This window comes from Microbacterium sp. GQ128, from assembly GCF_059758615.1.
This window is the reverse complement of the sequence record NZ_JCAXDY010000001.1, coordinates 1,117,270-1,139,335: the sequence shown is the minus strand read 5'-3', so window position 1 is coordinate 1,139,335 and position 22,066 is coordinate 1,117,270. Positions and strand designations below refer to the sequence as shown.

The window sequence follows — 22,066 nt, the reverse complement described above, 5'->3', positions numbered from 1 at the left end:
CTGGGCGAAGAAGAAATGGAGATATCGCGAGAGTTCGCAAGAGTCCTTCAGCGTAACGGCGGGCGCGGACATTTCATTCCGAACTCACAGAAATCCGCTGTGGGCGGATGCGCCGGCCCTCGACGTCGCCGGGCCTGAGTACGCTGGCGCCATGAGCATGGGCGGTGGACGAGGGGGAGGCGCGAGCTTCCGCGGGGTGGATGAAGACGCTCAGCGGCGCATGAACGCCGAAGCGCCGCGGATCAGCGGCCTCGGCGCGCGGGTGGTGTCGCTGTTCCGCGCCTACCGCGCGCGTATCTTCCTCACCGGGATCCTCGTGATCGTCGGTGCGGCCATCGCCGTCATCCCGCCGCTGATCGTGCAGCGCATCTTCGACGACGCCCTGTTCCCGGTCGCCGGCGGCGGACCGCACCTCGAGCTGCTGGCCTGGCTCGTCGCCGCGATGGTCGGGCTCTTCCTGCTCTCCGCCGTCCTCGGGGTCGCGCAGACCTGGCTCACCTCCACCGTCGGCAACAGTGTCACCGGCGACCTGCGGGTCAAGCTCTTCGAGCACCTCCAGGCCATGGAACTCGGATTCTTCACGCGGACGAAGACGGGGGTGATCCAGTCCCGGCTGCAGAACGACGTGGGCGGCGTCTCCGGTGTGCTGACCAACACCGTCACCAGCATCCTGGGCAACGTCGTGACGGTGATCGCCTCGCTCGTCGCGATGATCCTGATCGATTGGCGTCTCACCCTCATCGCCGTGATCATGATGCCGTTCCTCATCTTCGTCCAGCGCAAGGTGGGGCAGGTGCGGGCGCGGATCGCGGGGGAGACGCAGGAATCGCTGTCGGAGTTGACCTCGATCACGCAGGAGACGCTGAGCGTCTCGGGCATGCTGCTCTCCAAGGCGTTCAACCGCCAGCGCACGGAGTCGGAGCGCTATCAGGCCGAGAACCGCAACCAGGTCGTGCTGCAGGTGCGCCGAGCTATGAGCGGCCAGGGCTTCTTCGCGGTCGTGCAGGTGCTCATGGCCAGCGTGCCTGCGGTCATCTACCTCGTCTCGGGCTATCTGATCGCCGGCGGCACCGGGGCGATCACGGCGGGGACGGTCGTCGCGTTCACCACGGTGCAGGCACGGCTCCTCATGCCGCTGATGGGCCTCATGCGGGTGTCGCTCGATCTGCAGACGTCTTCGGCGCTGTTCGCGCGCATCTTCGAGTACCTCGACCTGGTGCCCGAGATTGAGGATGCTCCGGATGCGATCACCGTCGACGAGGCGCCGGGGCCCAAGGGGCGGCTCGAGTTCACCGACGTGGTCTTCCGCTACCCGGACGCCTCCGCTGATGCGCGACCGACGCTGGACGGCGTCTCGTTCGTCGCCGAGCCCGGGCAGCACGTGGCGTTCGTCGGCCCCTCCGGTGCGGGCAAGACGACGATCCTCTACCTCGCGCCGCGGCTGTACGAGGCGAAGGGCGGCGCCGTGCTCTTCGCGGGCGCCGACGTGCGCACACTCACGCAGGAGTCGATCATCGACAACGTGGGCATCGTGTCGCAGGAGACCTACCTGTTCCACGCGACGATCCGCGAGAACCTCCGCTACGCCAAGCCGGATGCGACGGAGCAGGAGCTGATCGCCGCGTGCACCGCGGCCAACATCCACCACATCATCGCCGGGTTCGAGCAGGGGTACGACACCGTCGTCGGCGAGCGCGGGTATCGGCTCTCGGGAGGGGAGAAGCAGCGCATCGCGATCGCGCGCGTGCTGTTGAAGGATCCGCCGGTGCTGCTCCTCGACGAGGCGACCTCTGCGCTCGACACGGTGTCGGAGCGAGTGGTGCAGGAAGCGCTCGACGAAGCGGCGAAGGGGCGCACGACACTGTCGATCGCGCACCGCCTGTCCACGGTGATGGGTGCAGACATGATTCACGTGCTCGAGGCCGGACGCATCGTCGAATCGGGAACCCACTCAGAACTGCTCGCGCGGGGCGGGTTGTATGCCGAACTCGCCGCTCAGCAGGTCGCCGCATCGCGCGTGCTCGACACCGAGGCTGCGGTCGAGGAGGCGGTGACGGGGGGAGTCGGTGCTGCGCTCACCGAACGCCGTGCGGACCGGGCACCCGCGGACTCCGCCGGGGCCGATGCCGTCGCGGCGATCACCGCTGCCGTGCCTCTGCTCGCCGAGCCGCGCCCGGATGAACGGGTCTACCCGCCCGAGCCCTGATCCGCTCCGGCTTTCTCGGCCTCCTCCGCACATCAGTGGACGGAGAGGCCTCCGTCGACGAACAGGGAGTGGCCGGTGACATACCCCGACCCGGCTCCGGCGAGGAAGACGGCCGCGCCCGCGAAGTCGCTCGGGAGTCCGTTGCGGCCGATCATCGTGCGGGCGGCCAGCTCGGCGATCTTCGCCGGGTCCTGCTGCAGACGGGCGTTCAACGGTGTCAGGACGAAACCCGGTACCAGCGTGTTGCTGGTCACACCCGTCCCGCCCCACGCTTCGGCTTCCGAGCGCATCAGCGACTCCACCGCGCCCTTCGAGGCGCCGTAGACTCCACTGCCGACGAAGGCACGGTGAGCCTGCTGGGAGCTGATGTGGATCAGCCTGCCGTAGCCGCGTTCGGCCATGCCCTGCGCATACCGCTGACCGAGGAGAAACGGCGCGAGGGCGTTGACCGTCATCGTCGCGTCCCAGTCGTCCTCGGTGATCTCCGCGAACGGCGGACGGATGTTGATGCCCGCGGAGTTGACGAGGATGTCGGGCTCCCCGAACGGCTCGACAGCGGCCTCCGCGAGGGCACGGATGCCCGACCGAGTGCTGAGGTCGCCGACCACTCCTGCGACGCGGCACCCGTGCGCGCGGAGCTCCTCGGCGGTCTCCTCGATGCGGGCCTCGCCGCGCGCGACCACCACGGTCGCGGCACCGGACCGGGCGAGTGCCGTGGCGATGCCCCGGCCGATGCCGGAGCTGCCGCCGGTGACGACCGCGGTGCGGCCTTCGAGCGAGAAGAGGGAGGAGAGGTAGTCGTTCATGCGGTCATCCGTGTCGTTCGTTCAGCGGTGTGGATGGTACAGATGTGCGGTGTCACCACGCGAGTGCGGCGGCGAGGGTGGGATCGGGGGTGGCGTCGGCGAACTCGGGCAGTGCCCGCAGCTCTGCGATGAAGGTGTCGACCTCTGCGGCGTACGCGGTGTCGGGGTGACTGCTCGCGATCTCGAGCAGGGACGGCATGTCCATGGCGAGTATGAGCTCGAGTCGGGCGATGACCGAGTCCCGGGCGCCCGCGTCGTGCAGCACCCGGATGCCGCCGCGCAGCGCCGCGAGGTAGTCCCTCAGCACGGGCAGCTGCGCCTTGCCCTGCGTGATCGAGGTGCCATCGGCGCGGAGCCGCCACTGCACGACGACATCGGGGATCACGTCGAAGGTCCGTGCCCGGGTATACATGAGCTGGGCGACGACCTGGTCCTCGTACGCGACCCCTTCGGGAAAGTGGAGGTCCTGCCAGAACTCGGTGCGACTCACCTTGGACCAGGCGACGATGTTCGAGACGGCCCGAGGGTGCGCCGCAAGGGTGGTGCCGAGGCGCTCCGGCGAGGTCGCCGCCGCCACCCAGGGCTGCACGCGCCCGGCGACGTATGCCACGCCCTGCGCACGGGAGCGCACGTAGGCACCGGCGACGAAGTCGCTTCCGGTCTCCGCGAGAGTGCCCGTCATCCGGGCGAGCGCGTGGGGGAGAAGCTCGTCGTCACCGTCGAGGAAACCCAGGTAAGGGGTGTCGACGAGGTCGAGGCCGATGTTGCGCGCGGCACCGAGCCCGCGGGATGCCGGGTGACGGATGGTCGTGAACCGGTCGTCGTCGGCGGCCGCCGCGGTGAAGATCGCGCCCGTGTCGTCGGTCGAACCGTCGTCGATGAGGATCGCGCGCCATCGCGACTCGGTCTGGGAGCGCAACGAGTCGAGTGCGGCGGGGGCGAAGGCAGCGATGTCGCGTCCGGGGACGATCACGGTCACGATCGGGGCGGCGGCGGTCACCTGCCGAGTCTATGGCGGGTATCAGCCCCGCGCCGCGCGCACGGACTCCGCGACGAGCGCCGCCAGCCGTTGCGGTGCGTCGTCAGGCAGCTCCTCCCGACCGAAGGTGAACCGGACGGATGTCTGGGCGACCTCGGCGGGGACGCCGCACGCGAGGAGCACATGCGAAGGCTCGTCGCTGCCGGCGGCGCACGCCGAGCCGCTCGACGAGATGACACCGCGACGCTCCAGCTCCAGCAGCACCGCCTCTCCGCTGGTGCCGGCGAACGTGAAGCTCGCCGTCCCCGGCAGACGGCGCTCGGGGTCGCCGGTGAGTGCGGCCTCCGGGACGCTGCTCAGCACGCGGGAGATGAACCGTGCAGTGGCAGAACCGACCCTCGCCGCCACGGTCGCCCGCTCCCGTTCCGCGAGTTCCAGTGCGGTCGCGAGGCCCACGGCCCCGGCGACGTTCTCGGTTCCCGAGCGTCTCCCTCGTTCCTGGCCGCCACCGTGCAGCAGAGGTTCGATGGGGACGCGCCCCCGCACGGCCAGTGCGCCGATCCCCTTGGGTGCGCCGAGTTTGTGCCCGGCGATCGACACGGCGTCGGCGCCGAGCTCGTGCAGGGAAAGCCACCCGGCCGACTGCACAGCGTCGAGGTGCAGAGGCACGCGGGCGGCGCGGGTGACCGCCGACAGCGCCGCCGCATCCTGCACGGTCCCGATCTCATTGTTCGCGTGCCCCACCGAGACCAGCGCGGTGTCGGGGCGGATCGCCGCGGCGACGGCATCCGGCGCGATCCGCCCACCGGCATCCACCGGCAGCAGGGTCACATCGACGGAGTGGAAGCGCCGGAGGTACTCGGCGGACTCCAGGATCGACTCGTGCTCGATGGGGGAGACCACCAGGTGTCGTCGACCGGCCTCGAGAGCCGCGAGCACGATGCCCTTGACCGCGAGGTTGTTCGCCTCGGTGCCGCCCGCGGTGAACACGACGTCACCGGCACGCATCCCCAGGAAGCGGGCGACCCGGGCGCGGGCGTCGTCGAGAGCGCTCGCCGCAGCCTCTCCCGCTGTGTGGTGGCTGGACGGGTTGCCGAACACGCCCGTCAGGTACGGGTGCATGGCCTCGAGCACCTCCGGTCGCACCGGGGATGTCGCGGCATGGTCGAGGTAGAGCACGATGCTCAGTCGATCCGCAGGTCCAGGCCGAGATCGAGCGCGCGTGCCGAGTGGGTCAGCGCGCCCACCGAGATCACGTCGACACCGGTGCGCGCGATGTCGCCGACGGTGTCCAGGTTCACGCCTCCCGAGGCTTCGACCGTGGCCCGGTCGCCGATGAGGGCGACGCCTTCGCGCAGGTCGTCGAGCGAGAAGTTGTCGAGCAGCACGGTGTGCGCACCACCGTCGAGGACGGCGGGGATCTGGTCGAGACGGTCGACCTCGACCACGACGTGAGTGGTGTGGGGCAGGCGTGACAGGGCCTCGCGCAGCGCCGACGCGAGGTCGAGGCCGGATCGGGTGAGCACGGCGAGATGGTTGTCCTTGGCCATCACGGCATCGGACAGGGAGTATCTGTGGTTGCTGCCCCCGCCGGAGAGGACGGCGTGCCGCTCGAACGCACGCAGGCCCGGAGTGGTCTTTCGGGTGTCGGCGATGCGCGCGCGTGTGCCATCGACAGCCGCGACATAGGCTGCCGTGAGCGTCGCGATGCCGCTCATCCGCTGTGTGAAGTTGAGCGCGACGCGCTCCGCCGTGAGGATGCTGCGCGCCGACCCGGAGACCGAGGCGAGCACGTCGCCCGCGGTGAACTCATCGCCCTCGCCGACGTGCAGGTCGACGGTCAGAGTCGGATCGGTGAGCGCGAACGCGGCGGTGAAGACCTCGCCGCCGCTGAAGACCCCCGCCTCGCGGGCGACGAGGTCGGCGGTGGCCGTCGCTTCGGAGGGGAGCAGCGTCGTGCTGGTGAGGTCCCCCCACGGGGCGTCCTCCTCGAGGGCTGCTCCGACGACGCGGGTGAGGGTGGAACGGGTGAGCATCAGACGGTCTCCAGGATCGACGAGCGGGTTCGGACCGGGGCGGCATCTGCCGAAGCTCCGGCATCGACCCTGTGGTGGGCGCCGACCGAGACGGTGCGGTCCAGGGCTGCTGCGGCAGTGGCCTCGGCCAGGAGAAGCAGGTTCGCGTCCTCCTGCTCGGTCGTCGTGGTCGGCTTCGATGCGGACGCGGCCCATTTGCGCACGGTGGCCAGTGCGTGTGCGAGGCCGTCGTCGGTACGGAGCAGCCCCACCTGGTCCCACATCAGCTGCTGCAGTGCCGCGCGGCTGAAAGTGGCGGCAACAGGTTCGCGGTCCTCCACCCGATGCCGCTCGTCGGCAGCACGCATGGGGGCGGGCACGAGGTGCCAAGGCATCGTCAGAGCTGCTGCGGCTCGCGCGCCGAAGACGGCTCCTTCGAGCAGCGAGTTGGAGGCCAGGCGGTTCGCCCCGTGTACGCCGGTGCGGGCGACCTCGCCGACCGCAAAGAGCCCCGGGATCGTGGTGCGTCCGTCGAGGTCGGTGACGATGCCACCCATGAGGTAGTGCGCCGCGGGTGTCACCGGGATCGGCTCGCGCGACCAGTCGAATCCGCGCTCCCGTGTCACCCGATCGATGGTCGGGAAGCGCGCGGCCAGGGTCTCGCCGCCGAGCATCCTGGCGTCCAACCGCACCGGCCGTCCCTGCGCGGACGCCTGCCGGGCGATGGCCCGGGAGACGACATCGCGAGGGGCGAGTTCGCCGTCGGGATGACTGTCGAAGGTGAAGCGTCGACCGGAGTCATCGACGAGCGTCGCACCCTCACCGCGTACGGCTTCCGAGATGAGGAACGCCGGACCCGACGCCAGGATCGTCGGGTGGAACTGCACGAACTCCAGGTCGGCGACGGCCGCTCCCGCGCGCAGTGCCACGGCGATGCCGTCGCCCGTCGAGCCGGCAGGATTGGTCGTGTGCGCGTAGAGGTGGCCCGCGCCGCCCGTCGCGAGGATCACCGCGTCGGCGTGGAGCTCGGCGTTCTCTGTGCCCCGCAGCAGGCGGATGCCGCGCACCGCGCCCCCGGCCACGACCAGTTCGGTGAGCAGAGCATGCTCGACCACGGTGATCGCCGTCCGCCGCACCGCCGCGATCAACGCCGTGGAGATCGCCGCACCGGTGGCGTCCCCGCCCGCATGCACGATGCGTGCGTGGCGGTGAGCCGCCTCGCGTCCGAGCTGCAGCGCCCCCTCGGTCGTCCGATCGAAGCCGACGCCGCGGGCGATCAGCTCCGCGATCCGCTCCGCACCCTCGGCCACCAGCACGTCCACCGCCGCGGGATCCGAGAGTCCGGCACCGGCGTCCATCGTGTCGGCGGCGTGCTGCTGCGCCGAATCGTCGGGTCCGTAGATACCCGCGACGCCGCCTTGGGCGAGCCCGGTGGACCCGTCGCCGAGCACTCCCTTGGTGACGAGCGTCACCGCGTGCCCGGCCTCGTCCGCATGGAGCGCCGCCGTGAGACCGGCGATGCCCGAACCGACGACCAGGATGTTCATCGTGTGGCCGCACTCACCGGGGGCTTCGCGGCGAGCATCCGCTCCAGTGCCACGCGGGCGGGATCGGCGACGTCGCCGGCGACCGTGATCCGGTTCGGCGTGCGGCCGGCGACGAGCTCCTCCAGCACCCAGGCCAGGTAGCCCGGGTGGATGCGGTACATCGTGGAGCAGGGGCAGACGACCGGGTCCAGGCAGAAGATCTCGTGCTGCGGGTACTGGGCCGCCAGTCGGCGCACGAGGTTGATCTCGGTGCCGATGGCGAACGTCGTGGGTTCGGCCGCGGAGTCGATCGCGCGACGGATGTATTCGGTCGAGCCGGCTTCGTCCGCCGCGTCGACGACCTCCATCGGGCACTCCGGGTGCACGATGACCCGCACGCCGGGGTGGTCGGCACGGGCCTGGTCGATCTGCCCCACGGTGAAGCGGCGGTGCACGGAGCAGAAGCCGTGCCACAGGATCACCCGGGAATCGACCAGCTCAGCCGCCGAGGAGCCACCGAGCGCTCGCCGCGGGTTCCACATCGGCATCTGCTCGAGCGGCACGCCCATCGCCTTGGCGGTGTTGCGCCCCAGGTGCTGATCGGGGAAGAACAGCACCCGCCGCCCCCGCTCGAACGCCCACTCGAGCACGGTCTGGGCGTTGGACGAGGTGCACACGATCCCGCCGTGCCGTCCGACGAAGCCCTTGATCGCCGCCGAGGAGTTCATGTAAGTGACGGGGATCACGGGCACGCGGCCGTCCGCGTCGGGGGTGTCGAGGTCGCCGAAGACGTCTGCGAGCTGCTCCCAGCACTCCTCGACCTGGTCGATGTCGGCCATGTCGGCCATCGAGCATCCGGCAGCGAGGTTGGGAAGTATCACGGCTTGGTCAGGCTGTGAGAGCAGATCGGCGGTCTCGGCCATGAAGTGCACGCCGCAGAACACGATCGCCTCGGCGTCGGCTCGGCCCTTGGCCGCCGTGGCGAGCTGGAAGGAGTCGCCGACGTAGTCCGCGTGCCGGACGACCTCTTCGCGCTGATAGAAGTGGCCCAGGATCACGACCCGGTCGCCGAGTGTGGCCTTCGCCGCGCGGATGCGGGCATCGAGCTCGTCCTCCGACGCCTCCCGATACTCGACAGGGAGCTCGCCCTGTCGAGGGGATCCCGTGGGGATCACATCACCCATCGATGAGCCTGGGCCGTATCCGGGGCGGGAGTCGAAGTCCCACGGTCCCGCGGCCAGGTCGGTCGCGCAGGTGGCGTCGGTGGATGCGCCGCCGACGATGGCTTGGATCGCGTGGTCCACCGAGGCATCCAGCGGCGGGACGGCGGGAGCGGGGACGAAGGTGATGCTCATCGGGTGCTCGTTTCTTCGGGTCCGAGGGGGCCGCGGTCGGCCAGCTCGACATCGGTGTTGTCGCGGTACAGACGTGCAGGACGGTGGTTACCCGTGCGGAAGCGGTCGGTGGGGAGCAGGTTGCCCGCGGATTCCACCTGGCGGCGGAAGTTGGCGGGGTCGAGGCTCTTGCCGAGGATCGACTCGTACGCCTCACGCAGTTCGGCCAGGGTGAACTCGGCGGGCAGGAAGCCTCGCGCGACACGGCTGTAGCCGACCTTGTTGCGCAGGCGCCACAGGGCGTACTCGACGATCTTCGCGTGGTCGAAGGCCAGTTGCGGCAGCTGATCGATGTCGAACCAGCGCACGTTCTCGGGGGCGCGGCCGGATGCTCGATGGGCGGCTATCTGTGCGGTCACGTCATCCTGACGCAGAAGCGCCCAGTAGACGATCGAGACGACCCGGGTGGGGGAGCGGTCGACGGCGCCGAAGGCGTAGAGCTGCTCCAGGTAGCTGGGGGCGAGTCCGGTCGTCTCGGCGAGCGTGCGCGCAGCGGCGTCGACAGGAGACTCGGTCGCCGTGAGCCAGCCCCCGGGAAGCGCCCACTGGTCGGCGAACGGCTCACGGGTGCGGAGGACGAGGGGCAGCGCGAGGACCGCACGCGCGTCGTCGGTGCGGCGCAGCGTGAGGATGACCGTCGAGACGGCCACCCGGATCTCCTCGCTTCGAGTCATAGACACCTTAACCTCCGTGATCGATCTTAGTGTCATGGAGACTCTTAGTGTGCGCATATGACGGATTCCGACGTCGAGGCCGAAACGTTATCTGGGGCGCTCCCGGAGGGTTGTCTACCCGCGTACGGGTTTGTTAGGTTACTGTCCTAACAAACCCCCTCCGGGGAGAGGCCGATCGGTCTCCTCCTGGGCCCACGAACCCCACAGTCGGGGTTCCGCTCCACCTGGAGCGATCCCTCCTGCAGTGCAGCACCGAGAGGAAACAAGAGAAATGATCCGAAACGGAAAGCGCAGAATCGCGCTCACCGCGATCGCCGGAGCATCCGTCCTCGCCATGGGCCTCACCGCCTGCGGCTCCGGCGGCGGCGACGACGGAAACGCCGACAGCGACCGTGCCCTTCGTGTCTGGGCCGGCAGCCAGACCCCGATCACCGCGAACTACAACCCGTTCGCGCCGACCGTGCTCCACGGTGCGCTCGGCCCCATCTACGAGCCGCTGTTCTTCTACAACAAGACGGCCGACACCGAGCCCGTCGGCCTGATCGGCGACACCTTCGAATACAACGAGGACGGCACGGTGATCACGATCGCCATCAAGCCCGACCTCAAGTGGAGCGACGGGGAGCCGCTCACCGCGAAGGACGTCGCGTTCTCGTTCAAGTACGAGGCGAACAACCCCGAGGGCAACGGTCTCGTCTCGGCTGAGGCCACGGACGACACCACCGTCGTGCTGACGTACTCGTCCGCGCAGTACACGACCGAGTTCCAGCGTCTCGGCTCGACCTACATCCTCCCCGAGCACATCTGGGCCGACGTCACCGACTTCGCGAACTTCGCCAACGAGGAGCCCGTCGGCTCCGGCGCATACGTCGTCGAGAAGACGACCAGCGAGTCGTACACCATCGTCGCGAACGAGAACTTCCGCGACGCCGACAAGCTCGGCGTCAAGAAGGTCCAGTACATCGCGGTCGACAACAACCAGACCGCGCAGGACCTGCTCGCCGCCGGCGAGCTCGACTGGACCGGCATGTTCATCCCGAACCCCGACGATGTGACGGGCAACGGGAAGATCGACTGGATCAACACGCCGCAGGACCCGACCGTCCTGTACACCTGCTCGAACGCGGAGCTCGGCTGCACCGGTCCGCAGACCGACGTCGCCGTGCGTCAGGCGCTCAACCTGGCGATCGACCGCGCCACCATCAAGGACAAGGCGTTCGTCGGGCTCACCGGTGACATCTCGCCGACGTACGCTCTGCTGCCGCGCGACGAGAAGTGGGTCGCGGACCCCGCCAACGAGGTCAGCCCGCAGGAGGCGAACGTCGCCGAGGCGGACGCGATCCTCGAGGCCGCGGGTTACACGAAGGACGGCGACTTCTACGCGAAGGGCGGCGTGCCGCTCGAGCTCACGCTGACCTCGGTCGACGGCTGGACGGACTACAACGACGCCGCGAAGCTGATCGCCGAGCAGGCGGCCGCAGCCGGCATCAAGATCAACGTCTCGACCGTGCAGTGGCAGGAGTTCTCCGACTCCCGTCAGGGTGGCGACTTCCAGCTCATCGTCGGCGGCATGATCGGCACGTCGGTGGCAGACCCCTTCCAGATCTACCGTGACTGGTTCGGCGGCACCGAGGTGCAGTCGACGAGCCCCGTGGGCACCGAGGTCCCGGCCGGACGCTGGAACTTCAGCCGCTACAACAACCCGACGGTCGATGCTGCCGTGCAGGCCGCGATCAGCACCGATGACGAGGCGGAGAAGAAGGAGCTCTACGGCACGATCCAGACCGAGATCGTCCGTGACCTGCCCTACATCCCGCTCGTGATCAACGCGACCCAGACCTTCTACAACACGAAGGACTTCACGGGTTGGCCGACGGAGGAGGACCTCTACGCCTTCCCGCCGTCCTGGGGTGCGATCGCGGCAGGCTACGTCCTGACGCAGCTGCAGCCGGCGAAGTAGTCGAGAGGAGACGGGAAGCAGGAAGTCAGGAAAGAGTGACATGAAGTTCTATGCACGAAGAATCGGGTTCTACGCGTTCACGCTGTGGGCCGCGATCTCTCTCAACTTCCTGCTTCCCCGTCTCATGCCGGGGAACCCCGCCGACATCATGATCGCCAAGATGCAGCGGGCCGGCGGCGAGATCTCCGAGACGACGATCCGCAACATCAAGCTCCTGCTGGGTGGCGATGACTCCTCGCTCTGGGATCAGTACCTCGCGTACTGGGGCCGCATGTTCCGCGGCGACCTCGGGATCTCGGTCACGAAGTACCCGACCCCCGTGACCGAGCTCATCGCCGGAGCACTGCCCTGGACACTCGTCCTGGTCGGCACGGCGACGGTCATCTCGTTCGTCCTCGGCGTCGCCCTCGGCGCGTGGGCCGGATGGAAGCGGGGCACCTGGGTCGACCACGTCATCCCCGCGACCACCGTGCTGCAGTCCATCCCGTACTTCTGGCTGGCGCTGATCCTGGTCTCGGTCTTCGCGGTCGGCCTCGGCTGGTTCCCGATCTTCGGGGGCTACGACGTGTTCGACTTCCCCGACGGGCCGGAGCCCACGTGGGCCTTCTTCTCCGACGCGCTGGCGCACTCGCTCCTCCCGGCGATCACGATCGTGATCAGCTCCGTGGGTGGCTGGCTGTTCGGCATGCGCAACATGATGGTGGCCACACTCGCCGAGGACTACGTCCTCACAGCCGAGGCCAAGGGCCTTCGCCACCGTCGCATCATGACGACGTACGCCGCACGGAACGCGGCCATCCCGTCGATCGCGGGATTCTCGATCACGCTCGGCTTCGTCGTCTCGGGCTCCATCGTCATGGAGCAGGTGTTCACGTATCCCGGCATCGGCAAGCTGATGTTCCAGGCCGTCACGAACAACGACTATGCACTCATGCAGGGCCTGTTCCTGGTGATCACCATCACGGTGCTCGCCGCCAACTTCTTCATGGACCTCGTCTATGGCTTCATCGACCCGAGGGCGCGCCAGAATGTCTGATCCGCAGAACACCGCCGGTCTCCTGACCGTGGAAGACGCGCCCATGACGGCGCCCGCCAGTACCGTCTCACTCGCCACTCAGAGCAGAGGCCGCAAACGGCGCATACTGCCGAGCACATCGCCGAAGTTCATCGTCGGCTCGCTCCTCGTGCTCGCGATCGTGCTGTTCGCCATCATCGCGCCGTTCTTCACGCAGAACCCGCGCAGCACGGCCAACCCCGCACTGCAGCCGCCGTCGGCGGAGCACTGGTTGGGCACCACCAAGCTCGGCAACGACATGTTCGCCCAGCTCGCGATCGGTGCTCAGGGGTCGCTCATGGTCGGGTTGATCGCCAGCGTGATCGCGATCGTGCTGTCGCTCGTCTTCGGTGTCCTCGCCGGATACCTCGGCGGCTGGCGCGAAGACGGACTCGCCCTCATCACCAACGTGATGATCGTCATCCCCGCCCTGCCGCTGGTCATGGTGATCGCCTCCTTCGTGCCGCAGCGAACGTGGCAGCTGGTCGCGATCTTCCTCGGCATCACCTCCTGGGCCGGGGCCGCCTACGTCCTGCGCCTGCAGACCCGTTCCCTCCGCACCCGCGACTACGTCTACGCCTCGAAGGTGGCAGGCGAGCGATCGCTGCGTGTGATCCTCGTCGAGATCATGCCCAACCTCCTGCCGCTGCTCACGGCGCAGTTCCTCTTCGCCCTGATCTTCGCGATCCTCGGCGAGGCCGGGCTGTCGTACCTGGGACTCGGGCCGACGGACTCGATCACCTGGGGGACCATCCTCAACGATGCGCAGTCCGGTCAGGCTCTCGGACGCGGAGCATGGTGGTGGTTCGTCCCGCCGGGAATCATGATCGCCATCCTCGGCGCCGGTCTCGCACTGATCAACTTCGCGATCGACGAGGTCATCAACCCGAAGCTGCGCAACGCGCCCGATGCCGCGCGCCGGGTGCGCAAGGCCGCGAAGACCAAGGGGGTCACCGCATGAGCGAGCCGGTGCTGACGGCGCGGAACGTGTCGATCGAGTACGAGGTCGACCCGCCGGTGAAGGCCGTGCGCGACGTGTCGCTGACGCTGAACCGGGGCGAGATCCTGGGGCTGGCGGGGGAGTCCGGCTGCGGCAAGACGACTCTGGCGTACGGGATGAACCGTCTCCTGAAGGCGCCGGCGCTGATGACGGCGGGGGAGATCGTGTTCCATGACCGCGATGGTCATGACATCGACATCGTCGGTCTCGACGGCGAGGGCCTTCGGGCATTCCGGTGGGACAAGATCTCGATGGTTTTCCAGGGCGCGATGAACTCGCTGAACCCGGTGATCAGTGTGAAGGCACAGATCTTCGACATCTTCGACACGCACCGTCCCGGCATGAGCAAGAAGGCGAAGACGGCGCGGGCGGAGGAGCTGCTCACCCTGGTCGGTGTCGACCCCAACCGTCTGACGAGCTTCCCGCATGAGCTGTCGGGTGGGATGCGGCAGCGGATGATGATCGCGATGGCCCTGGCGTTGGATCCGCAGGTGATGATCATGGACGAGCCGACGACCGCGCTCGACGTGGTCGTGCAGAGAGGGATCATCCGCGAGATCATGCGGTTGCGCGAGAAGCTCGGGTTCGCGGTGATCTTCATCACCCACGACCTGCCCATGCTGATCGAGATCAGCGATCGGATCGCGATCATGCTGCAGGGGCAGATCGTCGAAGAGGGCACGGCGGAGGAGATCTACCGGACCCCGCAGCACGAATACACGAAGCGACTGCTGTCGAGCTTCCCGTCGCTCAAGGGCGAGCGGGGCGATTTCGTCCGCACCGGTGTCAGCCAGGAGGGCGTCCGATGAGCACCCACACCACGACCACCACCGGGACGGGCGTGTCGGAGCCGGCGCGGTTGGAGGCGCGGAACCTGGTGAAGGACTTCCACCTGCGCTCCGGTTTCAAGTCGAGCGTCCTGCACGCGGTGAAAGACGTGTCCTTCACGATCGAGGCCGGAAAGACGGTCGCCCTGGTCGGGGAGTCAGGATCCGGGAAGTCGACCATCGCGCGGATGCTGATGAAGCTGGAGACCCCGACATCCGGGGAGATCCTCCTGGACGGGAAGCCGTCCGGAACCCGCGGGCGGGCGCTGGAGCGGTACCGTGCGGATGTGCAGATGGTGTTCCAGGACCCGTTCGCGTCGCTGAACCCGTTCCATACGATCGTGCATCACCTGGAGCGGCCGATCCGTCTGCACCACCCGGAACTGTCTCGTGGCGAGGTGCGAGAGCGCGCAGTGGAGCTGCTGGAGCGCGTTCGCCTCCTCCCGGGGGAGAGTTACGCGGATCGTCGCCCGCATGAGTTGTCGGGTGGGCAGCGTCAGCGGGTCGCGATCGCGCGGGCACTGGCTCCCGGAGCCCGGTTCATCGTCGCCGACGAGCCGGTATCGATGCTGGATGTGTCGATCCGTCTCGGGGTGCTGAACCTGCTCGCGGATCTGCAGCGCGAAGAGAACCTCGGTGTGCTCTACATCACGCACGACCTGGCCACGGCGAGGCACTTCTCCGATGAGATCATGGTGCTCTACAAGGGCGACGTCGTGGAACGCGGCCCCGCGGACGAGGTCATCCTCAACCCGCAGCACGAGTACACCAAGACGCTCCTCGGAGCCGCACCCGAACCGGACAACCTCGGCCGCCTCCGCGACGAGGTGCGCGCCGAGCTCGGCATCGCGCACTGACGGACCGATCCACCTCGCTCTCGTCGCACTTGCTGTCGCTCTGTTCTCCGCAGAGCGACAGCAAGTGCGACGGGAGCGTCGTCTCGGTGCGCACGAGGGGACCGGCTAGACTTGCAGCACAACTGAAGACAGGCCGAATGAACCACGCGGGAGAGCCCCGGCGAACGCAGCCGGGCACCGAAGGAGCAAGCCTCCCCGCCAATCTCTCAGGTACGCGTACCGCGCGGTTCCGGCCACTCTGAAAAGCGATCCCGCGAGACTGCGGATCCGCCGACGGTGAAAACCCCGCCTCCGTGCACGGGTGAAGCTCTCAGGCCTATGACAGAGGGGGAGTTCCGAGGAGCGGCGATGCCGCCGTTCCGCCCGTCACAGCCCGGGAGAACTCCATGTCCGACCCCCGCTACACTCCGCTGCGTGAGCGCCATGAGGCGCTCGGCGCGTCGTTCACCGACTTCGGCGGCTGGCAGATGCCGGTGCGCTACACCTCCGACCTCGCCGAGCACCACGCCGTGCGGCAGGCCGCCGGCCTCTTCGACATCTCGCACATGGCGGAATTCCTCGTCACGGGTGAGAAGGCGGCCGAGTTCCTCGATTTCGCACTCGCCGGCCGCATCTCCGCGATGCCGGTGGGTAAAGCGAAGTACTCGCTGATGCTGGCCGCGAACGGCGGCATCGTCGACGACGTGATCGCGTACCGGCTGGCGGAGGACCGCTACCTCGTGATCGCGAACGCCGGCAACCGGGGCTTCGTGGATTCCGCATTCGCGAAGCGGGTCCGCGACTTCCCCTCGCTCGTCGAGCGCGAGCAGCCGCGGCTCACGCCGGGGGCGGACCGCACGTTCGCCGGTTTCCTCGGTGATCGCGGCGTCGATGTGGAAGATGTATCGGACTCGTACGCGCTGCTCGCCGTGCAGGGACCCGCTGCGGAGGCGATCCTCGAAGCGACCTCCGGCATCACCGAGCTGAGCACGCCCTGGCCCGATCAGAAGTACTACGCCTGGGCCGACGCACGCTTCCTCGGTGAGCCCCTCCTCATCGCCCGCACGGGATACACGGGCGAGGACGGCTTCGAACTGCTCGTCGCGGCGGCGGACGCGCCCGCACTGTGGGATGCGCTGATCGCGGCCGGCGAACCGCACGGCCTCGTGCCCGCCGGCCTCGCGGCGCGCGACACTCTCCGTCTCGAGGCGGGCATGCCGCTGTACGGGCACGAACTGAGCCTCGACACGCTGCCGGCACAGGCCGGACTCGGACGCGTGGTCGTCACCGAGAAGGACGAGTTCGTCGGCAAGGAGGCGCTCGTCGCCGGCGAGCAGGCCGGAGCCTCTGCTGCCCCCGTGCTGGTCGGCCTCGTCGCCGAGGGCAAGCGCGCCGGCCGTGCCGGCTACGCCGTCGTCGACGGCGAGGGAGAGAAGCTCGGCGAGATCACCAGCGGAGCCCTCAGCCCGACTCTCGGCCATCCGATCGCGATGGCCTACGTGCATCCTTCTTCCGCCGAAGAGGGAACCGCAGTATTCCTTGATGTGCGGGGGACGAAGATCCCCGCGACCGTGACCGCCCTGCCTTTCTATCGGAGGACCAAATGACCGACCTCGCCGCCCTCAGCTACACCGAAGAGCACGAGTGGATCGCCGCCGACGGCGACACCGTGACCATCGGCATCACCGACTACGCCGCCGAGAAGCTGGGTGACGTCGTGTTCGTCGAGCTCCCCGCCGTCGGCACCGAGGTCACCGCCGGCTCGGTGGTGGGAGAGATCGAGTCCACGAAGTCGGTGGGGGAGCTCTACGCGCCGGTCACCGGCACGGTCGTCGAGATCAACGACGCGGCCGTCGACGACCCGTCGCTCGTCAACGCGGCACCGTTCGAGGGCGGCTGGCTGCTCAAGGTCTCCGTCGCCGCCGGTGCGCTCGACGGACTGCTCGACCGCGACGCCTACGTCGCGCTGACGGAGGGCTGATTCACCAGTGGTCACTTTCGCCGATCGTCACATCGGACCCACGGATGCCGCGCAGCGCACGATGCTCGATGCCCTCGGTCTCGACACCGCCGGAGCGGACGACGCGCTGAGCCCGGTCGAGGCGCTGATGCGTCAGGCCGTGCCGGCGTCGATCTACACCGGTCCGTCTCCCGAGGCCGATGGTGCGACGCCGTCGCGCATCCCTGCGGCAGCGAGCGAGACCGAAGCGCTCGCGGAGCTGCGGACCCTCGCGTCGCGCAATGCCGTGAACCGCCCGATGATCGGCCTCGGCTACTACGGGACCATCACGCCGCAGGTGATCCAGCGCAACGTGCTGGAGAACCCGTCCTGGTACACGGCGTACACGCCCTACCAGCCGGAGATCTCGCAGGGCCGCCTCGAGGCGCTCATCAACTTCCAGACCATGGTCGCCGAGCTCACCGGACTCACCACGGCCAATGCGTCGATGCTCGACGAGTCCACCGCGGTCGTCGAGGGCATGCTGCTCGCACGCCGCGCCTCGAAGTCGTCCTCGAACGTGTTCGCCGTCGACGCCGACGCCCTGCCGCAGACGAGGGCGATGCTCGCGACCCGCGCGGAAGCCCTCGGGATCGAGCTCGTGTCCGTCGACTTCGCCGCGGGAGAGGAGCTGCCCGGGGATCTCTTCGGTGTCTTCGTCCAGTACCCGGGCGCATCGGGTCGGGTCTGGGACCCGTCGGCCGTCTTCGACGCCGTGCACCTCGCTGGCGGACTGGCCGTCGCGGCGGCGGACCTGCTCGCGCTCACACTGATCTCCTCTCCGGGGTCGCTCGGCGCCGATGTGGCCGTCGGCACGACGCAGCGCTTCGGAGTGCCGATGGGCTTCGGAGGACCGCACGCCGGCTACATGGCCGTCCGCTCGGGCCTCGAGCGGCAGCTGCCCGGCCGTCTCGTCGGGGTGTCGGTGGATGCCGACGGCAAGCCCGCGTACCGCCTCTCGCTGCAGACGCGCGAGCAGCACATCCGCCGTGAGAAGGCGACGTCGAACATCTGCACCGCCCAGGTGCTGCTGGCGGTGATGGCGTCGATGTACGCGGTCTATCACGGTCCCGACGGGCTCCGCGAGATCGCTACCCAGACGACCGCGAAGGCCGCGCTGCTGCGCGACTGGCTGACCGAGGCCGGCGTCGAGATCGTGCACGCGAACTTCTTCGACACCCTGCAGGTGCGGGTGCCCGGCCGTGCCGTCGAGTACGCCGCGCAGGCGCACGACGGCTACGGCATCCTGCTGCACGTCGCGGACGCCGACACGGTCGGCGTCGCGGTGGACGAGACCACCACGCTCGGCGAACTGCACCAGGTCGCCATGGTCTTCGGCGGCAAGAACGAGCGGGCGTTCGGCCTCTTCGGCAACGAGAAGCTGCGGGCGCTCCCTGAAGACCTGCGCCGCCAAGACGAGTACCTCACACACCCCGTGTTCCACGCGCACCGCTCGGAGACCGCCATGATGCGGTACCTGAAGAGCCTCGCCGACCGCGACTACGCCCTCGACCGCGGCATGATCCCGCTGGGTTCCTGCACGATGAAGCTCAACGCGGCCACCGAGATGGCGGCGATCACGTGGCCCGAGTTCGCGGGCATCCACCCGTTCGCTCCGGCGGCCGATGTGCAGGGTTACCTCGAGCTCATCGATCAGCTCGAGGGCTGGCTCGCCGAGGTCACCGGGTACGACGCGGTGTCGCTGCAGCCGAACGCCGGCTCGCAGGGTGAGCTCGCGGGTCTGCTCGCGATCCGCGGCTACCACCACGCGAACGGCGATCAGCACCGCACGGTCTGCCTGATCCCGTCGTCGGCGCACGGCACGAACGCCGCATCGGCCGTCCTCGCCGGCATGAAGGTCGTGGTCGTCGCGACCGATGAACTCGGCAACGTCGACCTCGACGATCTGCGCGCGAAGATCGCCCAGCATGCCGACGATCTGTCCGCTTTGATGATCACGTACCCCTCCACGCACGGCGTGTACGAGGAGCAGGTGGTCGAGATCACCGCGGCCGTGCACGACGCGGGCGGGCAGGTCTATGTCGACGGCGCGAACCTCAACGCTCTGCTCGGCTACGCGCGCTTCGGCGACCTGGGCGGCGACGTCTCGCACCTCAACCTGCACAAGACGTTCGCGATCCCGCACGGCGGCGGCGGCCCCGGCATCGGTCCGGTGGCGGCGAAGTCGCACCTCGCCCCGTTCCTTCCCTCGCACCCGCTCGCCCAGAGCACGGAGCACTTCGGCGGGTACACGTTCGAGGGCGGTGTGATCTCCGCTGCTCCCTACGGCTCTGCCGGGATCCTGCCGATCTCATGGGCGTACGTGCGGATGATGGGCGCCGACGGACTCCGCCGCGCCACCGCGGCAGCCGTCCTCTCCGCGAACTACATGGCAGAGCGGCTCGGCTCCCACTTCCCGGTGCTCTACACGGGCGAGAACGGGCGGGTGGCGCACGAGTGCATCCTCGACCTGCGTCCGCTCAAGGAGGCGACCGGCGTCACGGTCGACGACGTGGCCAAGCGCCTCATCGATTACGGCTTCCATGCCCCGACCATGTCGTTCCCGGTCGCGGGCACGCTCATGGTCGAGCCGACCGAGTCGGAGGACCTCGACGAGATCGAGCGCTTCATCGAAGCCATGGTGATGATCAAGGCCGAGGCGGAAGCCGTCGCCGCCGGTCGCTGGCCGGCCGACGACAACCCGCTCGTGCACGCGCCCCACACGGCGGTCTCGCTGATCGCGGGGGAGTGGAACCACGCGTACTCGCGAGAAGAGGCCGCGTACCCGGTGCGCGCCCTCGTCGCGGGCAAGTACTGGCCGCCGGTGCGTCGCATCGACCAGGCGTACGGAGACCGCAACCTGGTCTGCGCGTGCCCTCCGGTGGAGGCATTCGCCTGAGCCTCGTGCTCATGTGAGCAGACGGTGCTGCGCCCCTGTTGAGGGGCGCAGCACCGTCTCGTATTTCCCGGTGTTTCAGCCTTGTTACGTATGGTCACCACTCAGTAACAGTTCGTTAGCTGAGGGCGGGCGCGACGCGGGTGCGGGTTACTCTCGACTATCCCTACGCGTTCAACGATGAGCGCGCAGTCTGAGTAATAGTCCACAGGAGGACACAAAGTGAAGCGCAACAAGATCGCCCTTGCGGGCTCCGCGTTGTTCGTGATCGGCGCCCTGACGCTCGCGGGCTGCGCGAGTGGTGGCGGCAACGAGGGCACGGAGGAAACCCCTTCCGGTGACCCGACGGCAGTGATCTCGGTCAACAACACCGAGCCCCAGAACCCGCTGATCCCGACGAACACCAACGAGGTCGGTGGCGGCCTCGTCCTCCAGAGCATCTTCGCCGGTCTCGTGTACTACGACGCCGAGGGCGCCGTGCACAACGACCTCGCCGAGTCGATCGAGACCGACGACGCGCAGACCTACACGATCAAGATCAAGGCCGACCAGAAGTTCGCGAACGGCGACCCGGTCGACGCCGAGTCGTTCGTCAAGGCCTGGAACTACGGTTCGGCGCTCGACAACAAGCAGCTCTCGAGCTACTTCTTCGAGTCCATCGAGGGCTTCTCCTACGAGGAGAACGTCCCGGAGCTCTCCGGCCTCGAGGTCGTCGACGACCTGACCTTCACGGTCAAGCTCAAGCAGCCGGAGTCCGACTTCCCGCTGCGTCTCGGCTACACCGCGTTCTTCCCGCTGCCGGCTTCGGCCTGGGAAGACCTCGCAGCCTTCGGTGAGAACCCGGTCGGCAACGGACCGTACGTCTTCGCGGAAGAGGGCGCGTGGAAGCACAACGAGAGCATCGAGCTCGTCAAGAACGAGGACTACACCGGCCCGCGTGAGGCGCAGAACGGTGGCGTCGACATGAAGCTCTACGCCAGCACCGAGGCGGCGTACGCCGACCTTCAGGGTGGCCAGCTGGACATCATCCAGGAGATCCCCGACACGGCCCTCCAGACGTTCGAGACCGACTTCCCGGACCGCACGGTCAACCAGCCGGCGGCGGCCAACGCCACCATCACCATCCCGGAGCGCCTCGAGCACTTCAGCGGAGAAGAAGGCCAGCTGCGTCGTGCGGCGATCTCGCACGCGATCGACCGCGAGCAGATCACCGACGTCGTCTTCAGCGGCACGCGCACGCCGATGAAGGACTTCACGTCCCCGGTGATCGACGGCTATTCCGAGGACATCCCCGGATCCGAGGTGCTCGAGTTCGACGCGGACAAGGCGAAGGAGCTGTGGGCCGAGGCCGACGCCATCGCACCGTGGACCGGTTCCTTCCAGATCCAGTACAACGCGGACGGCCCCAACCAGGGCTGGGTCGACGCCATCGCCAACCAGCTGAAGAACAACCTCGGCATCGACGCATCGGGCAACCCGATCCCGACCTTCGCCGAGCACCGCACGCTGATCACCGAGGAGCAGACGCAGACCGCCTTCCGTACCGGATGGCAGTTCGACTACCCGTCGATGTTCAACGGTCTCGGCCCGATCTTCGGCACCGGCGCGGGCTCGAACGACGGCGACTACTCGAACCCCGAGTTCGACAAGCTCCTCGACGAGGGTGCCTCCGCGACTGAGGTCGAAGACGGCATCAAGAAGTTCCAGGAGGCGCAGGAGATCCTGTTCCAGGACCTGCCCGCCATCCCGCTCTGGTACACCAACGCCATGGGCGCCTGGGGCGACTCGGTCGAGAACGTCGAATTCGGCTGGGACACCTGGCCGATCCTCTACCAGGTCACGAAGGACGGCGAGTAAAGCCAGACGGCACTCATCTGTGAGGCGGTGACGATTC

At 68.3% G+C, this 22,066-nt stretch carries 17 protein-coding genes and 2 riboswitches; of the genes, 10 read left to right on the top strand and 7 right to left on the bottom strand.

Going from position 1 to position 22,066, the window contains the following annotated elements; genetic code table 11:
* Positions 1-157 precede the first annotated feature (157 nt).
* Positions 158-2,206, top strand: coding sequence for an ABC transporter ATP-binding protein (locus AC6CHX_RS05440; protein ID WP_498272033.1), 2,049 nt, complete (start codon positions 158-160; stop codon positions 2,204-2,206).
* A 32-nt stretch (positions 2,207-2,238) separates the two neighbouring features.
* On the opposite strand, the gene AC6CHX_RS05435 is transcribed toward AC6CHX_RS05440, so the two are convergent.
* Genes AC6CHX_RS05435 through AC6CHX_RS05405 form a run of 7 tightly spaced genes read right to left on the bottom strand, consistent with a single transcriptional unit; the run spans position 2,239 to position 9,600 of the window.
* Entirely contained in the window at positions 2,239-3,012 is a 774-nt protein-coding gene (locus AC6CHX_RS05435) for an SDR family NAD(P)-dependent oxidoreductase (protein ID WP_498271920.1), read from the bottom strand.
* Positions 3,013-3,064: 52 nt separating this feature from the next.
* On the bottom strand, positions 3,065-4,012 hold the full coding sequence (locus tag AC6CHX_RS05430) for a glycosyltransferase family 2 protein (RefSeq protein ID WP_498271919.1): 948 nt from the start codon (positions 4,010-4,012) through the stop codon (positions 3,065-3,067).
* Positions 4,013-4,033: 21 nt separating this feature from the next.
* Positions 4,034-5,170 carry a cysteine desulfurase family protein gene (locus AC6CHX_RS05425; protein ID WP_498271918.1) on the bottom strand — a complete coding sequence of 379 codons (1,137 nt, stop codon included), beginning with the start codon at positions 5,168-5,170 and terminating at the stop codon, positions 4,034-4,036.
* A 5-nt stretch (positions 5,171-5,175) separates the two neighbouring features.
* Positions 5,176-6,027 (bottom strand): carboxylating nicotinate-nucleotide diphosphorylase, encoded by an 852-nt coding sequence (nadC, locus tag AC6CHX_RS05420; protein ID WP_498271917.1) that lies wholly within the window; start codon positions 6,025-6,027, stop codon positions 5,176-5,178.
* Entirely contained in the window at positions 6,027-7,553 is a 1,527-nt protein-coding gene (gene nadB / locus AC6CHX_RS05415; protein ID WP_498271916.1) for an L-aspartate oxidase, read from the bottom strand. Before nadB ends, nadC begins: the two co-directional genes overlap by 1 nt.
* The gene (gene nadA / locus AC6CHX_RS05410) at positions 7,550-8,887 is read right to left on the bottom strand and encodes a quinolinate synthase NadA (RefSeq protein ID WP_498271915.1); all 1,338 of its coding nucleotides are present in this window, start codon (positions 8,885-8,887) and stop codon (positions 7,550-7,552) included. The genes nadB and nadA overlap by 4 nt, the downstream gene beginning before the upstream one ends.
* On the bottom strand, positions 8,884-9,600 hold the full coding sequence (locus tag AC6CHX_RS05405; RefSeq protein WP_136043553.1) for an NUDIX hydrolase: 717 nt from the start codon (positions 9,598-9,600) through the stop codon (positions 8,884-8,886). The genes nadA and AC6CHX_RS05405 overlap by 4 nt, the downstream gene beginning before the upstream one ends.
* Positions 9,601-9,871: 271 nt before the next feature.
* On the opposite strand from AC6CHX_RS05405, the gene AC6CHX_RS05400 reads away from it, so the two are divergent.
* The 9 genes from AC6CHX_RS05400 to AC6CHX_RS05360 all read left to right on the top strand — a co-directional run bounded on the left by AC6CHX_RS05400 (position 9,872) and on the right by AC6CHX_RS05360 (position 22,029).
* Positions 9,872-11,560 carry an ABC transporter substrate-binding protein gene (locus AC6CHX_RS05400; protein ID WP_136043554.1) on the top strand — a complete coding sequence of 563 codons (1,689 nt, stop codon included), beginning with the start codon at positions 9,872-9,874 and terminating at the stop codon, positions 11,558-11,560.
* Between the two features lie 40 nt (positions 11,561-11,600).
* Positions 11,601-12,596 carry an ABC transporter permease gene (locus tag AC6CHX_RS05395; protein ID WP_136043555.1) on the top strand — a complete coding sequence of 332 codons (996 nt, stop codon included), beginning with the start codon at positions 11,601-11,603 and terminating at the stop codon, positions 12,594-12,596.
* Positions 12,589-13,575: an ABC transporter permease gene (locus tag AC6CHX_RS05390; RefSeq protein ID WP_105709582.1), complete on the top strand. Its 987-nt coding sequence runs from the start codon at positions 12,589-12,591 to the stop codon at positions 13,573-13,575. The genes AC6CHX_RS05395 and AC6CHX_RS05390 overlap by 8 nt, the downstream gene beginning before the upstream one ends.
* On the top strand, positions 13,572-14,423 hold the full coding sequence (locus AC6CHX_RS05385) for an ABC transporter ATP-binding protein (protein WP_498271914.1): 852 nt from the start codon (positions 13,572-13,574) through the stop codon (positions 14,421-14,423). The genes AC6CHX_RS05390 and AC6CHX_RS05385 overlap by 4 nt, the downstream gene beginning before the upstream one ends.
* On the top strand, positions 14,420-15,298 hold the full coding sequence (locus AC6CHX_RS05380; RefSeq protein ID WP_498271913.1) for an ABC transporter ATP-binding protein: 879 nt from the start codon (positions 14,420-14,422) through the stop codon (positions 15,296-15,298). The genes AC6CHX_RS05385 and AC6CHX_RS05380 overlap by 4 nt, the downstream gene beginning before the upstream one ends.
* Positions 15,299-15,435: 137 nt before the next feature.
* Positions 15,436-15,530, top strand: a riboswitch (glycine riboswitch).
* A 1-nt stretch (position 15,531) separates the two neighbouring features.
* Positions 15,532-15,630: riboswitch (glycine riboswitch) on the top strand.
* Between the two features lie 54 nt (positions 15,631-15,684).
* Complete coding sequence (locus tag AC6CHX_RS05375) at positions 15,685-16,884, top strand: glycine cleavage system aminomethyltransferase GcvT (protein ID WP_498271912.1); 1,200 nt, start codon at positions 15,685-15,687, stop codon at positions 16,882-16,884.
* Positions 16,881-17,258, top strand: a complete 378-nt coding sequence (gene gcvH / locus AC6CHX_RS05370; RefSeq protein ID WP_136043559.1) for a glycine cleavage system protein GcvH — start codon at positions 16,881-16,883, stop codon at positions 17,256-17,258. The genes AC6CHX_RS05375 and gcvH overlap by 4 nt, the downstream gene beginning before the upstream one ends.
* Positions 17,259-17,319: 61 nt before the next feature.
* Positions 17,320-20,175, top strand: coding sequence for an aminomethyl-transferring glycine dehydrogenase (gcvP, locus tag AC6CHX_RS05365; RefSeq protein WP_498272032.1), 2,856 nt, complete (start codon positions 17,320-17,322; stop codon positions 20,173-20,175).
* A 219-nt stretch (positions 20,176-20,394) separates the two neighbouring features.
* Positions 20,395-22,029 (top strand): peptide ABC transporter substrate-binding protein, encoded by a 1,635-nt coding sequence (locus tag AC6CHX_RS05360; RefSeq protein ID WP_498271911.1) that lies wholly within the window; start codon positions 20,395-20,397, stop codon positions 22,027-22,029.
* Positions 22,030-22,066: the final 37 nt, after the last annotated feature.

Coding starts and splice junctions, on each gene's coding strand:
- nadA (WP_498271915.1), bottom strand. CDS start 8,887: ATGAGCATCACCTTCGTCCCCGCTCCCGCCGTCCCGCCGCTGGATGCC.
- nadC (WP_498271917.1), bottom strand. CDS start 6,027: ATGCTCACCCGTTCCACCCTCACCCGCGTCGTCGGAGCAGCCCTCGAG.
- AC6CHX_RS05390 (WP_105709582.1), top strand. CDS start 12,589: ATGTCTGATCCGCAGAACACCGCCGGTCTCCTGACCGTGGAAGACGCG.
- AC6CHX_RS05435 (WP_498271920.1), bottom strand. CDS start 3,012: ATGAACGACTACCTCTCCTCCCTCTTCTCGCTCGAAGGCCGCACCGCG.
- AC6CHX_RS05400 (WP_136043554.1), top strand. CDS start 9,872: ATGATCCGAAACGGAAAGCGCAGAATCGCGCTCACCGCGATCGCCGGA.
- gcvP (WP_498272032.1), top strand. CDS start 17,320: ATGCTCGATGCCCTCGGTCTCGACACCGCCGGAGCGGACGACGCGCTG.
- AC6CHX_RS05385 (WP_498271914.1), top strand. CDS start 13,572: ATGAGCGAGCCGGTGCTGACGGCGCGGAACGTGTCGATCGAGTACGAG.
- AC6CHX_RS05440 (WP_498272033.1), top strand. CDS start 158: ATGGGCGGTGGACGAGGGGGAGGCGCGAGCTTCCGCGGGGTGGATGAA.
- AC6CHX_RS05380 (WP_498271913.1), top strand. CDS start 14,420: ATGAGCACCCACACCACGACCACCACCGGGACGGGCGTGTCGGAGCCG.
- gcvH (WP_136043559.1), top strand. CDS start 16,881: ATGACCGACCTCGCCGCCCTCAGCTACACCGAAGAGCACGAGTGGATC.
- AC6CHX_RS05375 (WP_498271912.1), top strand. CDS start 15,685: ATGTCCGACCCCCGCTACACTCCGCTGCGTGAGCGCCATGAGGCGCTC.
- AC6CHX_RS05395 (WP_136043555.1), top strand. CDS start 11,601: ATGAAGTTCTATGCACGAAGAATCGGGTTCTACGCGTTCACGCTGTGG.
- nadB (WP_498271916.1), bottom strand. CDS start 7,553: ATGAACATCCTGGTCGTCGGTTCGGGCATCGCCGGTCTCACGGCGGCG.
- AC6CHX_RS05405 (WP_136043553.1), bottom strand. CDS start 9,600: ATGACTCGAAGCGAGGAGATCCGGGTGGCCGTCTCGACGGTCATCCTC.